This window comes from Corynebacterium glutamicum ATCC 13032, from assembly GCF_000011325.1.
Lineage (GTDB): Bacteria > Actinomycetota > Actinomycetes > Mycobacteriales > Mycobacteriaceae > Corynebacterium > Corynebacterium glutamicum.
The window spans coordinates 1,185,729-1,209,847 of record NC_003450.3; the positions used below are offsets into that span (position 1 = coordinate 1,185,729).

Annotated in this window: 17 protein-coding genes; 8 read left to right on the top strand and 9 right to left on the bottom strand. The window is 53.2% G+C overall.

Translation table 11 applies throughout. The annotated features are described in order from the left end of the window. Positions 1-96 precede the first annotated feature (96 nt). Both CGL_RS05675 and CGL_RS05680 read left to right on the top strand, forming a co-directional pair. Positions 97-1,314 carry an MFS transporter gene (locus CGL_RS05675; RefSeq protein ID WP_011014146.1) on the top strand — a complete coding sequence of 406 codons (1,218 nt, stop codon included), beginning with the start codon at positions 97-99 and terminating at the stop codon, positions 1,312-1,314. Beyond that, positions 1,315-2,664 (top strand): DHA2 family efflux MFS transporter permease subunit, encoded by a 1,350-nt coding sequence (locus CGL_RS05680; protein ID WP_011014147.1) that lies wholly within the window; start codon positions 1,315-1,317, stop codon positions 2,662-2,664. It begins immediately after the preceding gene. On the opposite strand, the gene metE is transcribed toward CGL_RS05680, so the two are convergent. Continuing rightward, positions 2,657-4,894: a 5-methyltetrahydropteroyltriglutamate--homocysteine S-methyltransferase gene (gene metE / locus CGL_RS05685; RefSeq protein WP_011014148.1), complete on the bottom strand. Its 2,238-nt coding sequence runs from the start codon at positions 4,892-4,894 to the stop codon at positions 2,657-2,659. The two genes, CGL_RS05680 and metE, sit on opposite strands and share 8 nt — an antisense overlap. Before the next feature lie 575 nt (positions 4,895-5,469). Between metE and CGL_RS05690 the strand changes: the two genes are divergently transcribed. From CGL_RS05690 to CGL_RS05705, 4 genes are all read left to right on the top strand, one after another. Further along, positions 5,470-5,817 carry a hypothetical protein gene (locus CGL_RS05690; protein WP_003863814.1) on the top strand — a complete coding sequence of 116 codons (348 nt, stop codon included), beginning with the start codon at positions 5,470-5,472 and terminating at the stop codon, positions 5,815-5,817. A gap of 852 nt (positions 5,818-6,669) precedes the next feature. Then, complete coding sequence (locus CGL_RS05695) at positions 6,670-8,082, top strand: NAD(P)-binding domain-containing protein (protein ID WP_011014150.1); 1,413 nt, start codon at positions 6,670-6,672, stop codon at positions 8,080-8,082. A 56-nt stretch (positions 8,083-8,138) separates the two neighbouring features. Then, positions 8,139-8,465, top strand: a complete 327-nt coding sequence (locus CGL_RS05700; protein ID WP_011014151.1) for a hypothetical protein — start codon at positions 8,139-8,141, stop codon at positions 8,463-8,465. 22 nt (positions 8,466-8,487) lie between these two features. Next, positions 8,488-9,384, top strand: a complete 897-nt coding sequence (locus CGL_RS05705; protein ID WP_003854943.1) for a patatin-like phospholipase family protein — start codon at positions 8,488-8,490, stop codon at positions 9,382-9,384. 9 nt (positions 9,385-9,393) lie between these two features. Here CGL_RS05705 and CGL_RS05710 read toward each other — a convergent pair whose 3' ends face one another. Then, a complete protein-coding gene (locus CGL_RS05710; protein ID WP_011014152.1) occupies positions 9,394-10,188 on the bottom strand; it encodes an alpha/beta fold hydrolase in 795 nt (264 codons plus the stop codon). Positions 10,189-10,392: 204 nt separating this feature from the next. Here CGL_RS05710 and CGL_RS05715 point away from each other — a divergent pair, with 204 nt between their 5' ends. Then, a complete protein-coding gene (locus tag CGL_RS05715; RefSeq protein ID WP_165442300.1) occupies positions 10,393-11,895 on the top strand; it encodes a peptide synthetase in 1,503 nt (500 codons plus the stop codon). A gap of 363 nt (positions 11,896-12,258) precedes the next feature. Here the strand turns inward: CGL_RS05715 and cydC are convergent, their stop codons facing one another. From cydC to CGL_RS05745, 6 genes are all read right to left on the bottom strand, one after another. After that, positions 12,259-13,815 (bottom strand): thiol reductant ABC exporter subunit CydC, encoded by a 1,557-nt coding sequence (cydC, locus tag CGL_RS05720; RefSeq protein WP_011014154.1) that lies wholly within the window; start codon positions 13,813-13,815, stop codon positions 12,259-12,261. Then, entirely contained in the window at positions 13,812-15,347 is a 1,536-nt protein-coding gene (locus CGL_RS05725; protein ID WP_011265694.1) for an ABC transporter ATP-binding protein/permease, read from the bottom strand. Before CGL_RS05725 ends, cydC begins: the two co-directional genes overlap by 4 nt. A gap of 11 nt (positions 15,348-15,358) precedes the next feature. Further along, positions 15,359-16,360: a cytochrome d ubiquinol oxidase subunit II gene (gene cydB, locus CGL_RS05730; protein WP_011014156.1), complete on the bottom strand. Its 1,002-nt coding sequence runs from the start codon at positions 16,358-16,360 to the stop codon at positions 15,359-15,361. A gap of 2 nt (positions 16,361-16,362) precedes the next feature. Then, a complete protein-coding gene (locus CGL_RS05735) occupies positions 16,363-17,904 on the bottom strand; it encodes a cytochrome ubiquinol oxidase subunit I (protein ID WP_011014157.1) in 1,542 nt (513 codons plus the stop codon). Between the two features lie 280 nt (positions 17,905-18,184). Further along, positions 18,185-21,100: a DUF3427 domain-containing protein gene (locus CGL_RS05740; RefSeq protein ID WP_011014158.1), complete on the bottom strand. Its 2,916-nt coding sequence runs from the start codon at positions 21,098-21,100 to the stop codon at positions 18,185-18,187. Then, positions 21,100-21,495, bottom strand: coding sequence for a (deoxy)nucleoside triphosphate pyrophosphohydrolase (locus CGL_RS05745; RefSeq protein WP_003854931.1), 396 nt, complete (start codon positions 21,493-21,495; stop codon positions 21,100-21,102). Before CGL_RS05745 ends, CGL_RS05740 begins: the two co-directional genes overlap by 1 nt. Before the next feature lie 228 nt (positions 21,496-21,723). Here CGL_RS05745 and CGL_RS05750 point away from each other — a divergent pair, with 228 nt between their 5' ends. Then, a complete protein-coding gene (locus CGL_RS05750) occupies positions 21,724-22,413 on the top strand; it encodes a hypothetical protein (protein WP_231838288.1) in 690 nt (229 codons plus the stop codon). A gap of 67 nt (positions 22,414-22,480) precedes the next feature. Here CGL_RS05750 and CGL_RS05755 read toward each other — a convergent pair whose 3' ends face one another. Beyond that, positions 22,481-23,887: an amino acid permease gene (locus tag CGL_RS05755; protein WP_011014160.1), complete on the bottom strand. Its 1,407-nt coding sequence runs from the start codon at positions 23,885-23,887 to the stop codon at positions 22,481-22,483. Positions 23,888-24,119 lie beyond the last annotated feature (232 nt).

Genomic DNA, 24,119 nt, shown 5'->3' on the forward strand with positions numbered 1-24,119 from the left:
CACCCAAGCGACATTGTTCGATAATATGTTCTATTATTGGTATTAATACTGGTCAGCTAGATATAAAAGGGGCGCAGGGCTAGCCTTGGGTGTGAAATGTTAACTCAAAAAATAGAATTAGAGGCTAAACCAAAAATCCCAGAGGAGATCTGGGTGCTGGTTGTGGCTGCGTTTATTATTGCGCTGGGCTATGGCCTGATTGCGCCGATTTTGCCACAGTTTGTGGTCGGTTTTGATGTAAGTTTTGCAGCTGCCAGTGCGGTGGTGTCCATCTTTGCGGGCGCCCGGTTGTTGTTTGCGCCGATGTCGGGGAGTTTGATCGATAAGATCGGTTCCCGTCGTGTGTATCTCACTGGTTTACTCACCGTGGCTATCACCACGGGGCTTGTTGCGTTGGCGCAGGAATACTGGCAGATTCTGCTGCTTCGTGGCATCGCAGGTATTGGTTCCACCATGTTTACGGTCTCTGCCATGGGCCTGATCGTGAAGATGGCGCCGGTGGAGATCCGCGGGCGGTGTTCGTCGGTATATGCCAGTTCGTTCCTGTTTGGCAATATTATTGGCCCGGTTGTGGGTGCTGCGATGTCCGGTTTGGGCATGCGGTGGCCGTTCGCGATTTATGGTGCTTCCGTTGGCTTAGCTGCACTTGTTGTGTGGTGGCGGATGCCGAAAACCAACGATTCACTTCGGAAGGCTGATAGCAATAGTGTGCCGGCGTTGCGCTTTGCTGAGGCAATTAAGGATTCTGCCTACCGCTCGGCGTTGTTTAGTGCTTTTGCCAATGGTTGGTCGAACTTTGGTGTGCGTGTGGCGGTTCTTCCACTGTTTGCCGCAGCTGCATTTAGCAATGGCGGAGCTATTGCGGGTTTTGCCATGGCTGCGTTCGCCGCTGGAAATGCTTTGTGTCTGCAATTCGCGGGCGATCTCTCAGATCGCATTGGCCGTAAACCGATGATTATTTCCGGGCTGATCGTCAATGCAGTGTTCACGGCAATGATCGGATTCGGCACAGAAGTGTGGATCCTGATCACGGTATCTGCGTTGGCAGGTGCTGGTGCGGGCTTGCTTAATCCAAGTCAGCAGGCGGTGCTCGCTGATGTTATAGATTCCCGCCCCGGCGGAAAAGTCTTAGCGAATTTCCAAATGGCGCAGGATTTCGGTGCGATTGTTGGCCCGATTCTCGTAGGCATGATCGCAGAACAGGCAGGCTTCCAAATCGGATTCATGCTGTGTGGTGTGATCAGTTTGCTGGCTGCGGTCGCATGGATCTTCGGCCGGGAGACGCTGCCAACGGCGAAAGTCGAGCAGGTATAAATGACGCCAATTGTGGAGTCCAGGGCGTGGAAAGCTCTGGGCGCTTTAAGTGTTGGGCTGTTTCTCACACTGCTTGACCAATCGTTGGTGGCTGTCGCGCTGCCAAAGATTCAAGAGGATTTGGGTGCGAGCCTGAACCAAGCGGTGTGGGTGTCAGCGGTTTATTTGCTCACTTTTGCGGTGCCACTGTTGATTACTGGGCGCTTGGGTGATCGTTATGGACAGCGAAATATTTATCTTGCCGGCATGGCTGTGTTTACCCTCGCGGCGTTGGCCTGTGTATTTGCACCAAGCATCGAATGGTTGATTGCTGCTCGCGCGGTGCAGGGCCTGGGCGGATCTCTTCTTAATCCGCAGCCCCTGAGCATCATTCACAAGATTTTCGCGCATGATCGTAGGGGAGCCGCCACCGGGGTGTGGAGTGCTGTTGCCTCATCAGCTGGACTTTTCGGGCCAGTTATCGGTGGTGTTCTGGTGGGGTGGATCAGCTGGCGTGCTGTGTTCTTGGTTTATGTGCCGCTCGGATTGATCTCCCTATTTATGGTGGCGCGTTATGTGCCTAAACTTCCCACGGGAACCTCGAAGATCGATTGGCTCTCGGGTGCGGTCTCACTTGTTGCTGTACTTGGTGTGGTTCTTGCCTTGCAGCAGGGGCCAGAACTTGGGTGGGGAACACTGATTTGGGTGTCCCTTGCCGTTGGTATTGCTGCAGCTGTGCTCTTTATATGGATGCAAACAAGATCCAAGGCGCCACTGATGCCGTTGAGGATTTTCAAGACGCGCAACTTCGCGATCGGTGCATTTTCGATCTTCAGCCTGGGCTTTACGGTGTATTCCGTTAATTTGCCCATCATGTTGTATCTGCAAACGGCTCAGGGAATGTCGTCGCAGTTGGCCGGTTTGATGTTGGTTCCGATGGGCATCATCTCTGTGGTGATGTCACCAGTAATTGGACGATTGGTGGATCGCCTGGCACCAGGAATGATCTCCAAGATCGGATTCGGCGCGCTGATTTTCTCGATGGCGTTGATGGCTGTCTTTATGATCGCCAACCTATCGCCGTGGTGGCTACTCATCCCGATTATTTTGTTCGGTAGCTCCAACGCGATGAGTTTTGCACCGAACTCTGTGATTGCTCTGCGTGATGTTCCGCAGGATTTAGTGGGCTCTGCTTCTGGTTTTTACAACACCTCACGCCAGGTGGGCGCTGTTTTGGGCGCCGCTACCTTGGGCGCTGTGATGCAAATAGGAGTGGGCACGGTGTCCTTCGGTGTTGCCATGGGTGCGGCAATCCTGGTGACACTCGTGCCCTTAATCTTTGGGTTCCTAGCGGTAACCCAATTTAGATAGTTGCTCCGATTTTCTCACGAGCCTGCTTAGCGGACTCAACGAGAACCTTTAGGGAAGCTTCCACTTCTGGCCATCCACGGGTCTTCAGACCACAGTCTGGGTTGACCCACAGCTGGCGAGGATCCACGGACTGCAGTGCAGCCTCGAGGAGACCGTCCACTTCCTGCGCGGAAGGAACGCGCGGGGAGTGGATATCCCACACACCAGGTCCGACGCCGAGCTCGAAGCCGGAAGATTTCAGAGCAGCGAGGACCTGCATGTCGGAACGTGCTGCTTCGATGGTGGTGACATCGGCATCCAACGCGATGACCGAGGAGATCACTTCGTTGAACTCGGAGTAGCACATGTGGGTGTGGATTTGGACGTCGTCGGGTGCGCCGGCAGTCGCCAGGCGGAAGGAGTCCACGGACCACTGCAGGTAGGCAGGCTTATCGACGTCTCGTAGCGGCAACAGTTCACGAATCGCAGGCTCATCCACCTGGATGATCTTCGCGCCAGCCTCGATGAGATCGTTAATTTCATCGCGCAGTGCCAGTGCAACCTGGTCAGCAGTGGTAGCCAGCGGCTGATCATCGCGAACGAAGGACCATGCAAGGATGGTGACTGGACCGGTGAGCATTCCCTTGACATGCTTCTGGGTCAGGCTCTGTGCGTACTGGAACCACTTGACAGTCATTGGCGCTGGGCGGGAAACGTTTCCGAACAACACTGGAGGACGAACACAGCGGGAGCCGTAGCTTTGGACCCAGCCGTTGGCGGTTGAGAGGAAACCGTCGAGAAGTTCAGAGAAGTACTGAACCATGTCGTTGCGCTCTGGCTCACCGTGAACCAACACATCAAGACCAAGTTCTTCCTGCTTGGCGATGACCAGATCGATTTCTTCGCGCATTGCCTCTTCGTACTGCTCCAAAGTGATGGATTCCTTGCGCAGACGAGCGCGAGCAGAACGAATGGATGGGGTCTGTGGGAAAGAACCAATGGTGGTGGTTGGCAGAGCTGGAAGCTCCAGTGACTTCTCCTGCAGCGTAACACGAGTGTCGAAGGATCCACGGCTACGGCCAGGGAGTTCCTGCGTGATTGGTGCGGTGCGTGGGGAGGTGCGTCGAGAAGCAATTGCTGCGGACGCCGCATCGAACGCAGCCGCGTCGATGTTGCCGGCTAGGGCGTCGGCAAGCAGCTTGACCTCGGTGATCTTCTCCGAGCCGAAGGCAAGCCAGTCGCGGACCTCAGGCTCAATGTTCTCAGCCTCGAGGGTGTAAGGAACGTGCAGCAGTGAACAAGAGGTAGACACTGCGATTGGGCCGCGAGCTGCCAGGCGCTTCAGGGAAGCAAGAGCAGCACACAGGTCGGTGCGCCAAATGTTACGACCATCAACGATGCCCGCAACCAGCAGCTCCTCACCCTTCCACGCAGCAAGCTCAGTGACGCCATGGGTGACCAAGTCAACGCCAATCGCGCCAAGGCCGATGCCCGCAAGAGTGTTCAGCGCCTGATCGCCAGAGCCGAAGTAAGTATTGACAAACACGCCATCGCGCTTAGCCAAAGTGGTGTAACCAGCGCGGACCTGCTCCAAAACCTCAGGAGCAACATCGGTGACCAACGCAGGCTCATCGATCTGAACCCACTCAGTATCGAAAGACTTGATGAGGCGCTCGTAGACCTCAAACAGTGCAGGCAGGTGATCCAAAGGATTGGAACCATCAGTGGTGCGAGCAAGGGAAAGGAAAGTCAGTGGACCAACCAGAACAGGGCGGGCATTAACGCCACGAACCTGCTGGCAACGGAGATCCTCAATCAGCGCGGACGCATCCAAAACGAAACGTGTATCCGCAGACAACTCCGGCACGAGGTAGTGGTAGTTGGTATCAAACCACTTGGTCATTGCCTGTGCAGGCAGGGTCTCAGTACCGCGAGCAGCGCCAAAGTAGCGGTCAATCCACAGTGGGAGACCATCGTTTTCATGATCAGCGATGTCATCAAAACGCTCCGGCAGCACACCCAAAATAGCGGCGGTATCGAGCATTGCGTCGTAGTAGGAACGTCCTGCAAACGGAACGGAATCCAATCCAGACAAAGAATCCGATGCAGTGTTGACCAATTGGCGGGCGGTCTGCGCAAGTTCGCGACCTTCAATTGATCCATTCCAGTAGCCTTCGAGCGCGAACTTCAGTTCACGCTTCGCTCCGATGCGAGGAAGACCAGCGACAGTGGAAGAAAAGTTGGAAGTCATGTGAGTTAAAGACTTTCTGCTTGAGCCGAACGTGCGGATCCCGGCTAGGACGCACGGCAATCTTCTGACGATGTTTCAAGGTTCGCGAAATCACCGGGTGGCAGAAAGCTGCCCCGGGGGTTTCCTCGCCTTTTTGTAATCGAGGTCGTCCCACTTAACGCTTAAAATTTCCATTCAGAAAGCTTTGGCGTTCCTCATCATCCGGGGCTCCAGGGAGAGGATTAAAAGTGAACCGATTGCGTTTTCAACCAAACCCTAGACTGCTCGGTCTGTCAAGAAGTTCCGGGGATTTAAATTCATGGTGCCGTTTTGGGCTCCTGTTGTCTGCGTCGGGTGGGGAAGTGGCGTAAAGGTGTGCAACCTCATAGTCAAGTTGACGGAAAAGGGGAGATCGCATTTTACCCCCGCAGATTTTGGGGAACCTGTTTTGAACTGGGGTTTTGCAAAATGCAACGCGGTGACGTGTGGTTACACCCGTTGATGGTTGGGTGGTGGGTCACAGTTTAGAAAAAGTGACTTCAAATCACGTCGAAAAGAAATTGAAAGTACTTAAGAAACATGTCACGCTAGGAGACGTGATAATCATTGCAAGCGTTGTTTTCCTCCTCGTTGGCGCAATGTTGGCGAATGCTGCCGCTGCGCTCTTTAGTGCCAGCGAGCCATTCGGACGAATTTCCTACCTCATTGGCCTACCTAACGAAGACGACTTCGTGCCGTACTCACTACGGTTCGTGGCCTTTTTCCCACTGATGCTCTCCGCATCGATGGCAGCATCCTTCTTCGGGGTGTGGGCAGTACTAATCATTCCTTTCGGTTACTTCCCATCACTGATGATGGTTCATAAGCACAACAAGCAGGTACAGCGAACCTGGGATTCCGTCACCGTTGCTGACTTCTACGAGGATTCCACCCCTCTGGTCTAATTTCGATTTCTAAATGTCATATTGGCCGCTTTCCACTCATGTTTTTGAGCAGGAGGCGGCTTTTTGATGTCTTAGGGGTGGGTTTCTGGGGTTTTACCTAGTTTTTGGAAGGGTGAAATCTCTATCGCTGGGTGGATTGGTAGGAAATGTCGTGATGCGAGTGGTCTTGGGTGCGCGACTCCATCAAAACCAGACAAGCGTGACAACGGAGCTCAATTTTCTGAGTTTCTGTCACGCCTGTCTGGTTTGCCTCGAAAAGGCTGATTTCACGACCAAGATCCCCAAAAGTTCGACCTCTCAGAATCGCTTATAAGGGCCTTTCGTGGCCCCGTCCATACAAACGCACATTCGGAAAAATGAAGCCCTTAAATCGCCATACAGCACCTCTCTCGAAATGCGCAACCACGGCAATTCAGCCAATCTGCAATAAAAAAGTAAAACTTATTTAGCGGCCCGTGAAGATCCCCGAAAGGTCACAATGACCAGCCATTTTGCCTAAACCGTGTGCTGGATTAAATAGGTGTTAAATATTAAAAACTAGCGAGCCCTGAATTAATCTGTTAAGGTCCTACATGGACTTCAGTTAGTTGAGGCTGAAGTTTTTGACATGTATGTCTCGTCCGAGTTCGCCGCCATCCAGGTGGTGCACCGAGGTGGATTCATGGTGAATCCTTAATCGAGTGAGGCCCCAGTCCAGGGAAGCCCGCCGCATTAAGTGAGTTCCTGATGGCTTCGGGTGGAGGATGTAGAACTTTTTGTACATGGTCTGTGGCACGCATTGTTTCGTTTGCCCTGCCATGTTGGTGTTTTAAGTGAAGGCCGCCTTTTGCGGAATGGGTATAGGAGGCATTCATGGAGATGGTTATGAAGAATAAGCGCGTTGCGATTATTGGTGCAGGTCCGAGTGGTATCGCTCAGTTGAGGGCGTTTGAGTCTGCTGAAAAGCAGGGGCATGAGATCCCTGAGCTGGTGTGTTTTGAAAAGCAGGATACCTGGGGTGGGCAGTGGAATTACTCTTGGCGCACGGGAACAGACTCTTATGGTGAGCCTGTGCACTCAAGTATGTACCGAAACCTGTGGTCAAACGGTCCGAAGGAAGTTCTCGAATTTGCTGAGTACAGCTTCGATGAGCACTTCGGAAAGCCAATTTCTTCTTACCCTCCACGTGAAGTGTTGTGGGATTACATTGCAGGTCGTGCAAAGAAGTCGAACGTTGAGAAGTACATCAAGTTCGCGCATGTTGTTCGCTGGGTGAGTTTTGATGAGGCCACCAAGCTGTTCACCGTGACGGTGGAGAACCTCCGCACCGGTGAGACCAGCAGTGATACTTATGACAACGTGATTGTTGGCGCTGGACACTTCAGCTTCCCGAACGTCCCTCACTTTGATGGTGTGGAGACTTTCCCAGGTCAGATCATGCATGCTCACGAGTTCCGTGGTGCAGAGGCTGTTGCTGACAAGGATATTTTGCTGATTGGTGCAAGTTATTCTGCGGAAGATATCGGTACCCAGGCGTACAAGATGGGTGCTCGTTCGGTGACTTTCTCTTACCGCTCAAACCCAATGGGGTATGAGTGGCCTGAAGAGATGACTGAGCTTCCTTTGGTTGAGCGTTTCGACGGCTCCGAGGTTCACTTTGTCAATGGTGAAAAGCGCAAGGTCGACATCGTGGTGTTCTGTACTGGTTACTTACACCATTACCCATTTATGCCGTCTGAGCTGACTTTAAGCTCACCAAACAACCTGTACCCGGATACGCTTTATCGTGGCGTGGTGTCCGAGGCTAATAACCAGCTGTTCTGGTTGGGTGCTCAGGATCAGTGGCTGACGTTCAACATGTTTGATGCTCAGGCTTGGTATGTTCGCGATGTCATTTTGGGCCGCGTGGCTCTTCCTTCCAAGGAAGCGCAGCGCAATCATATGGATAAGTGGCTGTCACGTTTCGAAGGCTTGAAGTCTGAGAATGATCAGATTGATTTCCAGTGCGATTACGTCGAGGATCTTATCGATCAGACCGATTATCCTTCGTTTGATCTGAAGGAAGTCGCGAATATCTTGAAGGGCTGGGTGAAGTCGAAGGAGGAGGATATCCTCAACTACCGTGATTACACCTATACTTCCGTGATGACGGGCACCACCTCTGTTGAACACCACACTCCGTGGATGATTGAGTTGGATGATTCTTTGGAGCGTTACCTCAGTGAGCCACAGGAAGATGAAGCTCGTCAGGTTTACCGTGGCAAGAAAGTCCGCGATAAAGCCTAAGGAAAAGGCCTAAGCAGCCCTTGCATAAAATAGCGGTGTGCTGTCAGAATTAGCGCATGGCAATCATAGCGAGTGTTGTGTTCCTCATTGCGGGGACTATTCTCGCAGCCATCGCCACCGCCCGTTGGAGCATGCTCGAACCCTATGGATTGATTCCGTATTTCATAGGTCACGATATTGATTTCGAGCAAAAAGGCCAGTTCTTGGTCTATTTTCTCCGCGCGGCGGGCTTTTTCGTTTTGATTGTCGCAGCGGCGTTTGCGCAGCCTTTCTTTGGGCTGTGGGCACTGTTGCTTCTGGTGGTGGGTGGGTTTCCTTCGGGGATGATGGTGCGTCAACACAATCGTCGGGTGCGTGCGATGTGGCGGCCCCGCGAGACATAGATTAAGGACTACTCTCGAACACATGCCTCAAATCCCTGCCCAGAATTTTGATGATGTTGCGTTGATCATTGAGGGCGGTGGAACCCGAAATTCTTATACTGCTGCGGTGATTGATCAGTTGATCGCCAACAATATTCATTTCGGTTGGGTCGGAGGAGTCTCAGCGGGTGCGTCGCATACGGTGAATTATCTTTCGGCGGATCGTTTCCGCACGGTGTCGAGTTTCGTAGAGTTTGCGGCCGATCGGCGGTATTCAGGAATTCAGCCATTGGTGCGCGGTCGGGGCTATTTCAATGCGGTGGATATTTATGAGACCTCCACGCAACCTGACCAGGAATTTCCTTTCGATTTTGACACTTTTTCAGCCGACCCCACGCCGTTTCAACTCTCTGCGGTGCGTGCCGATACCGGCGAGACCGTTTTTTGGGGCAGGGAAGACACCCCGGATTTGAGCGCTCTGATGAAGCGGGTTCGCGCGTCGTCGACCATGCCTGGTTTCATGCCGATCACCTACATCGACGGCCATCCATATGTCGATGGCGCGGTCGGGGAGACCGGCGGTTTGATGCTACAGCCGGCCATCGATGCGGGCTTCACCCGCTTTTTCGTTATCGCCTCCCGTCCGCGCGATTATTGGCGCAAGGAGATCGGGCGCCCGGGTTTCATCAAAGCTGCTTTACGACGTTTCCCCACAATCGCCGACCTCACCATCGCGCGTCCTGCACTGTATAACTCGGTAAAGCAACAGATCCTCGACCTAGAGAAACAAGGCAGCGCCTATGTGTTCTTTGCGGACAACATGAACATCCAGAACACGGAAATCAATCTGAAGAAACTCCGTGCATCTTTCGATGCAGGCATGCAGCAGACCCGCAAAGATTGGCCGGAGATCATGAGCTTCCTGAACCAAACCAGATAATGAAGGTTTTTAGTCCAACTGCAGGTCATCGCGAAGGTGTTGTGGCCACCGCGCGACTTCCGCTGGGGTAGTGGCAATGCGCAGTTGGGCGTTTGGCATGAGGCGGGTTAGCTCGATTGCCGTGGATACGGGGTGTCCGGGATCGTCGGTCCAGCTCAGAATAGTGGTGGGGGCTGTTATTTTGGCGATTTCTTTCTTTGAGGGGAGGTCGCTTTGGGCGGCGCCTCGGTAAGCCCAGGGGAGGAGTTCGGCGGAAATGTCGGGGACTGTGTCGGGGGTTCCTACGGTTGCTGGTGGTTGGGCGTGGAGTTTTTCGGCGTTGAGGAAGGCGTCCATGCCGTGGGTTTCTAGGAATTCTGCTCGGGATAGGTATTCGGAGGCTTGGGCTTTTCGGGATTCCCAGGCGGTGGGTGGGAGCATGAGTGTGAATCCACTGAAGCGGTCGGGGTTTAACACCGCGGCTTTGAGGAGGGTGGCGCAACCCATGGAGGGGCCGACGCCGTGGACTTGTTCGTGGGGGAAGTGGGCGTCGAGAAGCATTAAAAGGTCACCCGCTAGGGTGTCCCACTGATAATCGGTGGAGGCAGCGCGGCCGGTGGAGGTGCCGTGGCCGCGGGCGTCGTAACGCAAAAGGCGCGTGCCGGAAAGGCCACGGCCGAGGTCGAGGTCGAGGAGGCGGTCGCGTTGGCGGGAGGAGGTGAGGCCGTGAAGTTGGATGACGGCTTGGCCGTGTTCGTCGCTGTATGAGGTGGAGAGTTGCGCGCCGGGGACGGGGAAGGCGCTGTGTTGTAGGGGAGAGTTCATGGAAACTTCCTAAATTATTTTCTATCAATCTATAGATACTAGGTCTATTATAGTGCCATGAGACTGACACATGTAGACCAATTAAACCTTCCGTTTGGCACGTTGAGCAGCTATCACCCTTATGCATCGGCTCCGGGTGAGGCGGTGCCGGTGTCCTTTGATCAGCAACGACATGTGGGTGCCGGCGAGCGACCGGGTAGTTGGATGGCGATTAGTGTTTCTATGCCTAAGGCGATCAGCCGTGAGGAATTGGAGCGCGCGTGGCTTGAAGTGATTGAACGGCACGGCACCTTGCGCACAGTATTTAGCACGGGAATGGGTGGGGAAGTGCAGCAACACCGCATTGATGTGGGCCCGGGAAAATGGATTGACCACGCCGTTGCGCCTGGTGAGAGCATTAATGAGGCGTTGCGGGCGGTGTTGAATCGGCAGTGTTCGCCGTACTCGAGGCCATCGCATAGTTTGTGCATTATTGATGCGCATCCGCGTCCCACGGTGATTATTGGTAGTGATCATTCGCATGTGGATATGTGGTCCATGCTGGTGATTGTGCGCGATTTGTTGGCTGCGCTCGATATGGAACTTCCCGTTGAGCCGCCGTTGGCGTTTGAATCGCACACCGCGGAACTCCTCGCGGCTCCACCTGCACCGGAGCGGATTCACCAGCGGTGGCGTGAAATTTTGGAAGCTGGTGGTGGAAAAATGCCTCAGTTCCCGCTTCCGCTTGGCGATGCCATCTCCATGCCTGAACGCGTTGAAGTCCGCGACATTTTCGGGGTCAATGGCTTGGCGATTTACTCGGCACGCGCCCGCGCACAACAGGTAAGCTCCCTGGCCTTGACTATTTCAGTGATGGCTGATGTTACGGCGGCGCTGGCGGACCTTCCGTTGCGTGCTGTATTCCCAGTCCATAGCCGTTTCGATCAGCGCTGGCACGATAGTGTCGGGTGGTTTATCTCCAATTCGGTCATTGAGGTGCCAGATTCCGATCCTCACACTGCAGCCCAAGCTGTTCGCGAGGCTGTTTCTTTGGGAAGCTACCCGCTGGCTGAGCTGCTTGAACCGTGGGGTGGCATGCCGGAAACGCCAGGAATGTTTGCTATTTCTTGGCTTGACCTGCGCCGACTCCCAGTGAGCATTGACGATATTGGCCTCCAAGCCCAGTATGTCAGCGCTTCACTGCGCACCGATGGTGTGATGCTGTGGTTTATTTTGGATCGCTCCGGCGCGCACCTTCGCTGTCGTTATCCTGACTCTTTGGTGGCGCGGGAAAATGTAGGCCGCTGGATTGATGCGATTGTTGCTCAGATGCGCGCCGAAGCTGGGACGGTGAATCTGCAGGCCGGCGGGGAACAGCTGACACTTCGGCATGGAACTCGCGCCGATATTTCCGAGATCGCCCCGCTACTTGCCCGAAACGCAGCTGACCCTTGTGAGCTGGTGGATCTTGAACATGCCCTTGACCTGCTGACACACGAGTCTTCGCATTTCCTGGCGGTGGTTCGAAACGCTCGTGGCAAGATAATCGCAGCGATGCAGTTGACTATTGTTCCGGAGTTTTCCCGCGGTGGTGCGCTTCATCTTCACATCGAGGGGCCGTTCATTATTCCGGAATATCGCACCACCGATTTGGATAAAAAGCTGCGCGCCTGGGCTGTGGAGCATGGGCGTGCGCGAGGGGTGAAGGTTGAGGAGGTGGTGGGATAGTTGGTTTATTGGCGCCTCGTTGTGGAAGGCGATTTAAGGGGTCAAGGTGTTCCGGAGTGGTCCAGAGTGTCGGTTGAGGTTGTTTGGGTCCTTAAACGCGATTCTAGGAGGGTGACATTTTGGGGCAAGTGGGGTAGATGTGAAACCTGGGTGTTTGCTGATCAAGGACTCACCACAAACAGGCCTGGAAAGTAAAAATCGAACAGATTTTTGCATATTCCGGGAGCTAAGTTGCAAAAATCCACCACAGAAGGCTGGAAACCTCGAATCTGTGGTGGATATTCGCACATTCTTTCCCCTATGAACTAAGTCGACAACGACCACCAACTAACATCATTCTGGTCAGAAGACAGCGGGGCAAAATTACCTCACATGCCTCACAATCACTACGGTTCTCCTAGCTCTTTTACCAGGGAGTTCATCGGAGGCCAGCATAGACAAGATTTCAGAGGAGCCTGCAGTGTCGAGGTGCTCGGTGGGTTCATCCAAAAGCAGAATTGGTGCATCACTTAGTAGTACGCGGGCAAGGAGCAGGCGGCGGCGCTGACCTCCCGAGAGACTATCGGCACCTGAATCAAGGACAGTGCCAAGACCATCGGGTAAACCTTGAACCCACTCTGACAAACCAACATGTTCCAGGATCGATGTCATTTCCGCGTCGGTTGCTTCCGGTGCTCCGAGTGCTAAGTTATCTCGGACAGTGGTGGCAAAAATGTGGGCATCTTCTGGACTGAACAGCACGGCGTTTTTCAACTCGGAAGGATTGGTGCCGTCGATAAGCACTTGGCCTCCACGAGGTTCCAACAGCCCCGCAAGTGTGAGCAGCAGGGTCGTTTTGCCAGTTCCAGAGGGTGCGATGATTTCATGTCGTGAACCAAAGGTGAGATCCAGGTTGCTCGTGCCTAGGTCGCTGTCCCATCCATAAACTAGATTCTCGGCGCGTAATACGGGCTGGTCAGAGGCCGTGCGAAGCTCAAGAGAGACAGATTCTGGCAGCGCCGAGATTTCCGCAAGCCTCCTGGTGGCATCTGCGGCGCGGGTACGAGCAATCGCAGCATCGGGGAGAACAGAGACAGCCTCGAAAGCTGCGAGTGAAAGCAGCACCAACACACCAAACCACTGCGGTGAATGGCTTCCATCTGCATACAGTGACGCGGAAACCATGAGCACACCAATGACAGTGAAACCGTGAATCCACAGGGAACTCGCTGCGCCAATGGCAGTGTCTTTCGCGCCTGCCTCCAGTGAAGAAGAATAGGAACGCGCAGCCACATCCGCCTTGGACAGAGCGGCCGGCATTTCACCACGAACACGAAGCGCCGCCTGGTTGGACAGCACCTGATCCAAGGAACTCAAGTAGGCTTCGCTGGATTCAGCGCGCCGGGCTTCGGCTGTTTTAACTCCGCGAGCAGCAAGCAGGGGAGGGATAATTGCAGCAGCAATCAATCCAATCGCCAGGACAAGTGCGGTTGCGGGGCTGAGAATCGCGGTGAAGATGATCGCGACAACTCCGGTGAGCAGGGCAACTCCGGCGGGAATGACGGCGCGGACGATGACATCGGCAACCGAATCGATATCCACACCAAGGCGGCTAAGCAGTTCGCCGCGGCGCATCGTCAACGCAGAGTTTGGCGACGAAGCCAGGCGTTGATATGCACTCGAACGGGCTCGGCTGGCTGCCTTCAACGCCAAGTCATGTGAAACGATTCTCTCTATATAACGGAACATCGCACGGCTAATGCCCAGGGCTCGCACAGCGGTGACCGCCACGGTCAGATCCATCACTGGCGGCATTTCCCAAGCTTTGGTGATCAGCCAGGCCGACACCACCGTCAGGGTGATGGAGGCGATCATCGTGACGCTACCTGCAACAACGGCGGGAATTAGCTCGCGGAAACGAAGTTTTACCAGGGTGTTCATTTGACCTCCACCACTTCATCGGCAGCCGCACGCAGCAAAGGATCATGCGAAACCGCCAGTACTGTGGTGCCTCGGCGGGCTTCAGCCTGCAATTGCTGGATCATGATCGCAGCGTTGTCTGGATCCAGGTGCGCGGTCGGCTCATCCAACAGGAGCAATTGCGCCCCAAGCTCACGTTTCAGCGCAAGCCGTTGGCGCTGCCCAAGCGACAGTTCCGCATAATCACTGACACTTTCCGGATCAATGACCGGCCGCTGCGGCAAATATGCGCAGTGCTCCCACAATGCGCTGTCCTTAAATTCCTGGCCCGAGGCATCCTTGACGGAAACCTCTCCAGTGATGCCTTCCGTCGCCAAGCCCAACACCGCTAGCAAGGCCGTGGATTTGCCGCTGCCGTTTGGCCCCCACAGCACCGTCAACTGCCCAGGCTTTGCGGTGAACGACAAATCAGCAGGCCTCGGCCCATCGCGTCCATCAGCGCGAAGCTTTTCGACGCTCACCTCCAGCCCGCCTGCAACGTCGCGGGGTGTGTGGGTAGGCGCGTCGACAAGCGAAGAAACGCTGAGTAATTTTAGGATCTCATCGGTGGCAACCAGGCCGTCTTGGGCGTCGTGGAAGCGGGTGCCGACTTCGCGGATCGGCGCGTAGACCTCTGGGATGATGATCAGTACGGTCAGGCCGATGGCGAGGGTGAGATCGCCCGCGAGCAGGCGAAATCCGATGCCAACCGCTACCAATGCGACCGATAGTGTGGCCAAAAATTCCAACACAAAGCTGGAAAGGAACGCGATTTTCAGCACGCTCAACGTGGAGCTTGCATGTTGGGAGGATAGTCGCGTGACCTGAGCTGCCATGTCTTGGTGGCGCCTGAATGCTCGCAAGGTGGGCAAGCCTGCGATGAGATCAAGCAGCTGACCTCCCAAAATGGCTAGGTCGCTGAGGCGTTGTTCGGTGCGACCTGCGGTGAGTGTTCCCACCAGCCACATGAACACCGGAATGAGGGGGAGCGTGATGATCGCGATGACCATGGACCCAACATCCAGCCAACCCACCACCGCGAGCATGACCGGGGTGGCAATGATCGTGGCGGCTAGAGCTGGCAAAAATCCGGTGAGGTAAGGCCCCAAACCATCAAGGCCAGAGGTCAAACGGGTGCGCCACAAGGCTTGATCGATGGTGCGGGGATCGCTTTGTGCCAGGTGCCGCAGGGTTTTCTCCCGAAGATCCACAGTCACCTGGGACGATGCGCGTTGCGCGAACCGATCCTGTGCCCACGCAAGAAGTCCGCGCACAACCACCGTGATGGCGAGCGCGATGAGTTCCATTCGGGGCAAAGAACTTCCCGAAACCTCAATGATGCCCGCTGCCATCTGGCCGATGAGCAAGCCCATTGCGACTGTCGCGAGGGTTTTCAACGCGGTGAGAACACCTGCGATTATCACCCAACGGCGGGTAGCGGGGGATAGGCGCAAAAGCCGCGGATCGACGGGGCCGGCGCGCCTTTTTGCAGGAGCTGAAGATTTAGTACTCAATTTTTCCAACTTTAAGCAGACACTGGCTCGGCGTGAAGTCGTTTGCGGAACACCCAGTAGGTCCAGCCTTGGTAGAGGACAACCAGCGGTGCGATCACAGCGGCGGTCCAAGTCAGGATAGTAAATGCGTAGGCGCTTGCGGAGGCGTTCCAGATATCCAGGCTCACGCCATCAGCAAGCGTTGTTGGCATGACGTTGGGGAAAAGCGAACTAAACAGCAGTGCAACGACACCGATGACAGCGACGGAAGTGGACAGGAAGCTTAATCCATCGCGGTCTTTGATCAGTGCGAAAGCTCCACCGAGAACCGCTGCGATGATCAGCACTGCGAGGATCCAGGACCAGGAACGGCCGTATGCGATGGCAGCCCACAACACGAAAGGTCCACCAGTCACCGCAGCAAGAAGTGCGACTACTGGAGCTGCCTTCGCCGCATCGGTGCGCACCCGACCAGCAGTTTTCAGGCGGATGAATGCGAGACCATGAAGGGCGAACAGTGCGGTGAACGCAAGTGCACCCAGAATGGCGAAGACGTTGACCATGCCAGGAAGGGCTGCCGCAGCATCGATGGTGTGATCCGCCTTGAGGGGCATGCCACGCAAAATATTGGCGAAGATGAATCCCCACATCAGCGGTGGAGTCCAAGAACCAATAAAGATGGCCCGGTCAGACCACTTTTGCCAACGAGGATCATCGACTTTCTTGCGCCATTCAAGGCCCACCACGCGCATGATCAACGACACAAGCACGAGGAACAGCGGCAGATACATTCCGGAGAACATCGTTGCGTACCACTCAGGGAAGGCAGCAAACAAAGCGCCACCTGCCACGATCAGCCACACTTCATTTCCGTCCCAGACAGGGCCAATCGTACGGATCACTGTGTTCCTAGCCGCTGAATCTTTACCGATGATGGGTGCCAAAATTCCGACGCCGAAGTCGAATCCTTCGAGGAGAAAGTATCCCGCAAACAAAAATGCGATGAGAATAAACCAAAAGGTATTGAGATCCATGGTTATTCCTTTTCACCTGTGGTTGGGGCAGCGGCAGTAAATTGCAGCGGTGTCATGGGCATATCTGAACCAATCGGGGTTGCCGGTCCAGTCTTTGCCTCCACGGATGGAGCGCCTTCCTCTGGTGGTCCGATCAGAACTGCGCGGCGAATCAGCCACACCCACACCACGAACAAAATGAGATAGAGAATCGTGAAGCCAATGAGAGTCAGCCAGACTTGCCATGGCGCATGATCAGATACACCCATATCAACAGTCATCCGGATCATCTCTGTTCGGGCATCGCCGGCAGATTCAGGGTTCGGGTGCACCACCCAAGGCTGGCGGCCCATCTCGGTGAAGATCCAACCAGCAGAGTTGGCCAAGAATGGGAACGGGATAGCAATGAGGCTGCCGATCTGGAACAGACGAGCAATCTTTCCAGTTGGTGTGCGCTTCTTACGCAGCAACAGCCACGCAATCGCAGCGATAGCCAAAGAACCAAGCATCAGGCCGATCATTGCGCGGAATGACCAGTAGGTGACAAACAAGTTAGGGGAGTAGTTGCCAGGACCGTATGCTTGCTCCGCTGCAGCTTGGAGCTGGTTTACACCCTGCAAAGTCACACCGGTGAATTTTCCTTCAGCCAAGAATGGAAGCACAAACGGAACATCGATCAGGTGGGTTACCGTATCGCAGTTGTTGTGCGTACCAATTGTCAGAATGGAGAAGTTTGGATCTGTGGCGGTTTCACACAAGGATTCCGCCGACGCCATCTTCATTGGCTGCTGCACGAACATGAGCTTCGCCTGGATATCGCCAGTGATGAACAGCGCCACGGAAGAGACAACTGTGGTCCACCAACCAACCCACAACGCGGGCCTGTGCATCGAATGCTTCGACTCGATTTCCGACTCAGCCTTCTTGGCCTGACGGTGCGCACGAATAATCCACCAACCCGAAATTCCGAGAACGAAAGTTCCAGCTGTTAAAAAACCACCGGCAACAGCATGCGGGAACGCAGCCAGCGCGGTGGAGTTTGTGAGAAGAGCCCAAAAATCAGTAAGCTCCGCACGACCAGTCTCAGGGTTATACTCAGCACCCACCGGATGCTGCATAAACGAGTTGGCCACGATGATGAAATAGGCAGAAATATTCGTCGCAATAGCAACGATCCAAATGGATGCAGTGTGCAACCAACCAGGAATCTTCCCCCATCCGAAAATCCACAGTCCCAGGAATACAGACTCAAGGAAGAACGCGATAAGACCCTCCAAAGCCAGCGGTCCGCCGAAAACATCACCGACGAAACGCGAATATTCCGACCAGTTCATACCGAACTGGAACTCCTGCACAATGCCCGTTGCTACACCAACCGCGAAGTTGATGAGCAGCACAGTGCCAAAAAATCTTGTGGCCCGATACCAGTGCTCTTTGCCGGTAACTTGCCAAAACGTTTGCATGATTGCGACCAGCGGCGCTAAGCCAATGGTCAGTGGGACAAAAATGAAGTGATAGACGGTGGTAATTCCGAATTGCCACCGTGCGATGTCGACGACATCCACGCTAGGTACACTTCCTCTTCCATTGCAGGTTGACAGGAACAGCCTTATTAAGCCAGGAAACCGATTGTATTTATCGATACAAAACGAAGAACCAATAAGAGCTTCTTAAAGGTTGTCGTTGAAGTTTATTCCTAAGTTCCCGCTCACAGCTTAACTTTATAAAGGTTAACCCCGATTGTGGTCAACCTTTTCCTGTCAATGACTGATTTCGCTCCCCCTTGTTGACAAGTCACCAAAAAGCGTCGAAAAGATTTTGCTTTTCGACGCTTGGTTGCGGTGGTTACTCCGTTACGGCGAGATTTGTGCTCAGGTACTCAAACAGGCTTTGTTCGACGGGTGTGTCGAACTGTAGATCCATTGTGACCACCGGTTGCACAACTCCTTTGTTTCCGGGCATCGATGACTGTTTGCTGTTTTCTGAATGCGCTTGACCAAGGTAGAAGAAATCAAGGCCTTCGGCATCGTCCTTCTTCACAAAAACATGAAGATCCACAGCATTCGCAGCGATGGGCTTGATCTCATTAGACGTGATCTTTCGGTTGCCGCGGGAATACCAATGAAGGGTATTCGGATCGACGAGTTCATCCTGGTAACGAGTACTTTCGGATACATCATCAGCCTTGTGATAGGTCACAAAGATTGGGCAAGTAGATGTGTAACTGTCCACTTTGTATCCATAAATCGTGCTCTCGTTGTTTCGTTCCCAATTGAGAATTCGGCAGACATCTCGTCGGGAGTATCTCTCGCCAACAACGAGGTTTCCTTGCCAAAATCCATTGTTTCTGGCGATAAACAAACCAGTGTCGATGATGTCTTGGACGTGAAACTTAAAATTCTGAGCAGCCTCATCTCGGTCCGTCACTTCTAGGCTTTCGTCGAGGGCACGTCGGAACTCGGGAGTAAAAGAGTAGGTGCGGTTTTGAACAGAGAGGATCGGATGTTCGCCAAACTTCTTGCGGTTTGGTCCCGTATAGAATTCTTGGCTCAAAATCCTTTCAACCGAGTTGATTGTTTGCTCATCTGAACTAGTCGATTGGGCCTGCAAGAGCTTACGGAATTCTTCAGTAGAAGTTTCAGGCTGTTTCATTAGTTCCTGGATCAGCAACAGCTCATGAGGTCGCTTGCCGTTAAGAAGCTCTCCGGTAAGGAAATCCAGAAAGTACTTCTCCGATTCGCTGGGAGCGTGATCGACAAACTTCACTGAACTGAGCAGCGACCAGTAGTTGCCAGAATGCGTGGCAAGGATAAACGGATCAACAGTATTGAAGCGAGCGAAGTCTAACAGTGCTGGCACATGATTGAGTCGATCTTGAAGCTGAACAATATCCTGCTTGAATTGTGCTTTTGAGTCCAACTTCGCAGCCTTCAACGCAGCAAAAATTCTCTCCTGCGCGATGGGATCAAAGTTAACACTTGAAACACCTGAGATTGTTCCATCAATATCGCTCTCAATCAGGCGGCGTCTGATGCTGTTCTTATTGCGAGAATTATCGCCAAACAATGCGATGGGAATGAGATAGTTGTTCGCGTAGTTGCCAATGAAATCAATAACGCGCAGATGGTCTTTGCCAGCAGCTTTTCGGAGTCCACGCCCGAGCTGCTGCGTAAACACAATGCTTGATTGAGTACTACGAATCATTACGATTTGATTCACCGAAGGAATATCAATGCCTTCATTGAAGATGTCAACCGTCAAGATGTAGTCCAGGTCGCCGGACTCCAGCTCAGCTACAACCTCTTCGCGGTAGGGAATTGAGTCCTTCGCAGAGAGCGCCTTGGTTTTAAGCAAGCTGCCATTAAACAACGACTGGTCGAGAAGTTTTGACAGCTCCTCAGCCTCTTCAGTCTTGGAACAGAAGATCAGTCCACGAACATTTTCTGGATGACCATAAGTTTTGAGGGCCTCCAGAATGTGATGGACTCTCTCTTCGCTCACCAAGGCACTTAGTTTGGAGGTATCAGTCACCGTTGTTTCAGAATCAAGCGTGAAGTCTGTGACACCGTAATAGTGAAACGGTACGAGCATGTTGGATTCTAAAGCAGCTTGAAGTCGGATCTCATATGGCACGTTGAAATCGAACAACTCATAAATATTGAATCCATCAGTTCGCTCTGGGGTAGCAGTCAGGCCCAATAAAAACTGTGGCTGCAGATGATTGAGCAATGCCAAATAGGATTCGGCACCGGCGCGATGGACTTCATCGACGATGACTAAATCAAAGTCAGTAGGGGAGATCTGGGAAAGTGTAGCTTCCTTTGTCAGCGTTTGGATGGTGCCAAACACAAACGGCTTATCTAGCTCCTTGGTCGAGCCAGACATTTTTCCGAAATCAACAGCGGGACGTTCAAGAACTTTGATGAACTCGGATCGCGCCTTATCCAGAATTTGTTCGCGGTGCACGACAAACAAAACTCGTTCAGGCTTGAGCATTCTTGTAGCTAGAGCAGCCAGGATAGTCTTGCCAGTTCCTGTCGCAGAAATAATGACACCACGTTTCTCTCCCTTCTCCGTCAAAGAAAGTAGAGCGTCGAGGGCCTCTTCCTGCATGACGTTTGGAACAATTGTTCCGGCGTTACTTTGATCCTCGAGAGGAATATTCTGAGACACCAAACGCTCAGGTACACGTCTGGTTGCCTCATACTCTGAGATCCATTCAGGCGTCAGTGGCGTGGATCGTTCAATTTGGCGATTAATCGCATCATCAAGTTGAAAAGCAATGTCGCCATTCTTGCTGGCAGAGAACTTCAGATTCCATTCCCGGTTTACCAACAGAGCATTATCTGTGAGGTTGGAACTACCCACTACTGCGGTGATTCCCACGTCGTGATGGAAAACGTAGCCCTTGGAGTGGAAACCATCGCCTTGATGTATGAGGACTTCCACGTTCTCCAAAGTAAGAAGCTCACGAAACATCGTTGGATCATTGAAATCCAGGTAGCGGGACGTGATAATTCGTCCTTTACCCTTGAAGTCCAACAATGCCTGTTTCAACAACGCGATACCGCGACTGGAAATAAAAGCGACTGAAAATGTAAAAGACTGTGCGGTACGAAGCTCTAACTTGATCGCCTGCAACATGGTGTGCGGATCCTCATTAGAAATCAATGAAGGATTCAGCAGTTGTTGCGAAGCAGTGGTCTTATCGAGGAATCCAAAATGGGTATCGCGACCAAGCTTTGAATCGAATGGGCTCATTAAGCAAGCTGCTCGACGAGAAGTTTCACCGCAGGAATATCAGCAGGTGCCCACTCCAAAGATTCCAATTCGTGTGGTGCCACCCAGCGGATCTCAGCATGCTCGGTCAATTGAGGCTCTGCATCATTTAGTGTGCAGAAGTAGGTGGAAAGCACGACGATTCCAAAGTCGTACTCGTGCTCTGTAGTGGTGAGGTGTTCGCCTACGGTGGCGTCGCAAAGCAATTCTTCTTTGAGCTCTCGTGCAAGTGAAGCTTCTGGAGTTTCGCCCTGCTCGATCTTTCCTCCCGGAAACTCCCAATATCCGGGAAGTGACATCTCTGGACCACGTTGTGCTGCAAGGATACGGTTTTCCTTGACTAGGACGGCGCCGGTTACATTGATGCGTTTCTTCACGATTCTCCTCAGAACTACTGGTCAGAAACCCAATGCTAACAGTAATGAAGTGCCCCTTTGTGTTGCACCCCGCAGGGGTAGATTGATTTTCTGTTGCCTTCATAAGCTAAAGTTCTAATTTCCTAAATTGGTAAAGATCGGAACTCAAAAATGTCGCTTCGAAAGCTCACAAGCTTAATTGGCATACTGGCTGTTGTTGGCCTAGTGGCGTTTATCCTTTTCAACTTCGTGAAAACAAACGACGAAACATCGAATGTCTCTCAGAGCGAGTCAACTGCAGAGACAGTCAGCGAAACAAATGGCGTGCTCTCCGACGGCGCAGAAAACATCGCTTCTCAATCTGATGAGAGTAAATCGGGTGTAGAGATTATTGATTCTGGATTTGGGCAGAGCTCAAATTCGGCGATGGCAATTGTTATTGCCAAAACTTCTGGTGGAAGCCTCGCAGGGGAATTTGTTACGGCGACGGTGAATTTCCTCGATGAAAGTGGCGCCGTTGTAGCGACTGAAGATCAAGTAGAAACACTCAGTTGGGAAGACCAGGAATTGGTATTGCCAGTATCTCACTACAAGGAGGATTCAAGCCGCCCAGAAATTACAAGCATTGAGGCTTTTCTTTCAGTAACGGATTACGGTTCAGGACAACCAGATGAAACTGCATTGCCGGTGTTGGAAACCACCGATATTTCCAACCCATACGCTGGTAGTTACAATGCCTCATTTGCGTTGAAAAATGACTCCTCAGATGATTTTAAGAACCTGAGAGTTGGTATTGTTTGCTACAACGAGCAAACTGACATCATTGGTGGTGGTTTCAAATTTCCGAACCTGGTTCCAGCGGGTGGGAGTATTCGAATGGACGCTAGTGTGACGGTCTCCGAAATGCCAGCTTCTTGTAAGGCATATTTAAATCACTAATAGATTCTTAAAAGGCAGCATCTCCTCCATATTGGAAAAGATGCTGCCTTTTTCGTGCGAGTCTAGATTAATCGCGTCGCGGATCTAGCTCTTCATAATCGATCGGAGCGATCGCCTTTGGTCGGCCTGTGGCGTAGTAAAGGATTGTCATCAGGACAAGGAATCCAACGCCGACGGCGAGTGGCAGGTGGTAGTTGTCGTACCAGACCATGATGCCGAAGGTGAAGGCGATAAATAGGATCGCGAAGTATTGTCCGAAGGGGTAGAAGGGGACAGGGAACTTCAGGGACTTGACCTCGTCGGCAGGCATGTTTCGGCGGGATCCCACCTGTGCGAGCAGGATCATCAGCCAGACGTAAACTGTGGCGAAGGTTGCTAGGGAAGCGACGATCTCGAAGACGCGCTCGGGAAGCACTGCGTTGAGGATTACTCCCACGATCAAGACGATGATCATGATGGTGGTGGTCATGACTGGAACGCCGTTCTTGGCGATCTTGCCCATGGCCTTTGGTGCGAGGTTTTCCTTCGCAAGACCAGTGAGAACGCGGCCAGCGCCGAAGAGGTCAGCGTTGATGGCAGACAGTGCAGCGGTGATGACCACGGCGTTGAGGAGACCAGCAGCCCAGTTGACGCCGAGGGTGTCGAAGATCTGGACGAATGGGGATTCTTCGCCGGTGATGGAAGGCCAAGGATTAAGGGCAAGGATCACCAGGATGGCACCCACATAGAAGAGGAGGATGCGTACTGGGACAGTATTAACAGCCTTGGGGATGGACTTCTCAGGATCTTCAGCTTCAGAGCCTGCAACACCGATGATTTCGGTGCCACCGAATGCGAAGAGAACAAGGATGAAGGCTGCGATCATGCCTTCAACACCGTTGGGGAAGAATCCGCCGTGCTCCCAGAGGTTGGATACGCCGGCAACTTCAGCGTTGGCGCCGAGACCGAATGCGAGGATGGCTGCGCCGCCGACGATCATGGCGACAACTGCGGTGACCTTAATGATGGTGAAGATGAACTCGAGCTCACCGAACCAACGCACTGATGCGAGGTTTGCGCCACCGACAATAAGAAGGGTGGCTACCACCCAAGTCCATTGTGGGGTGCCGGGGAACCAGAAGTTCATATAGATGCCGATGGCTGTGAGGTCAGCCAGGCAGACGATGAGCATCTCAAACGCGAACATCCAGCCGGTGATGTAGCCTGCCCATCCGCCAAGGTGTGCGCGGGTGTAGACCGCGAAGGAACCACGGACTGGGTGATGCACAGCCATCTCGCCGAGTGCGCGCAGCATGAAGTACACGACGGCGCCACCGAGAAGGTAGACCAAGAGTACAGATGGACCAGCTGCTTGGATTGCGCCAGCGGAACCGTAGAACAAGCCGGTGCCGATCGCGGAACCCAGCGCGATGAAGTGAATGTGTCGAGCCCGCAATCCTTTAAAAGATCGGGTTGGGGCAGGGGAGGCATTCATCGAGATGCTGACCTCGTTTCGGGTGAATAGCGGACATTTTTTGACGCAGATCACCTTACTCTGAAGGATAAGGATTCTTAGTGTCGGTGCACTTTTACTGATGTTTCACTGTGGAGGTCAACGACTCAAAGTCGAGAATTGGTGGCGCGTGTCACTGGAATTGACGCGTGAATGGGGTGGAAGTGGACGTCGAAAAGCATTTTTGAGACGTTTATGTGAGCAATGTCCCATT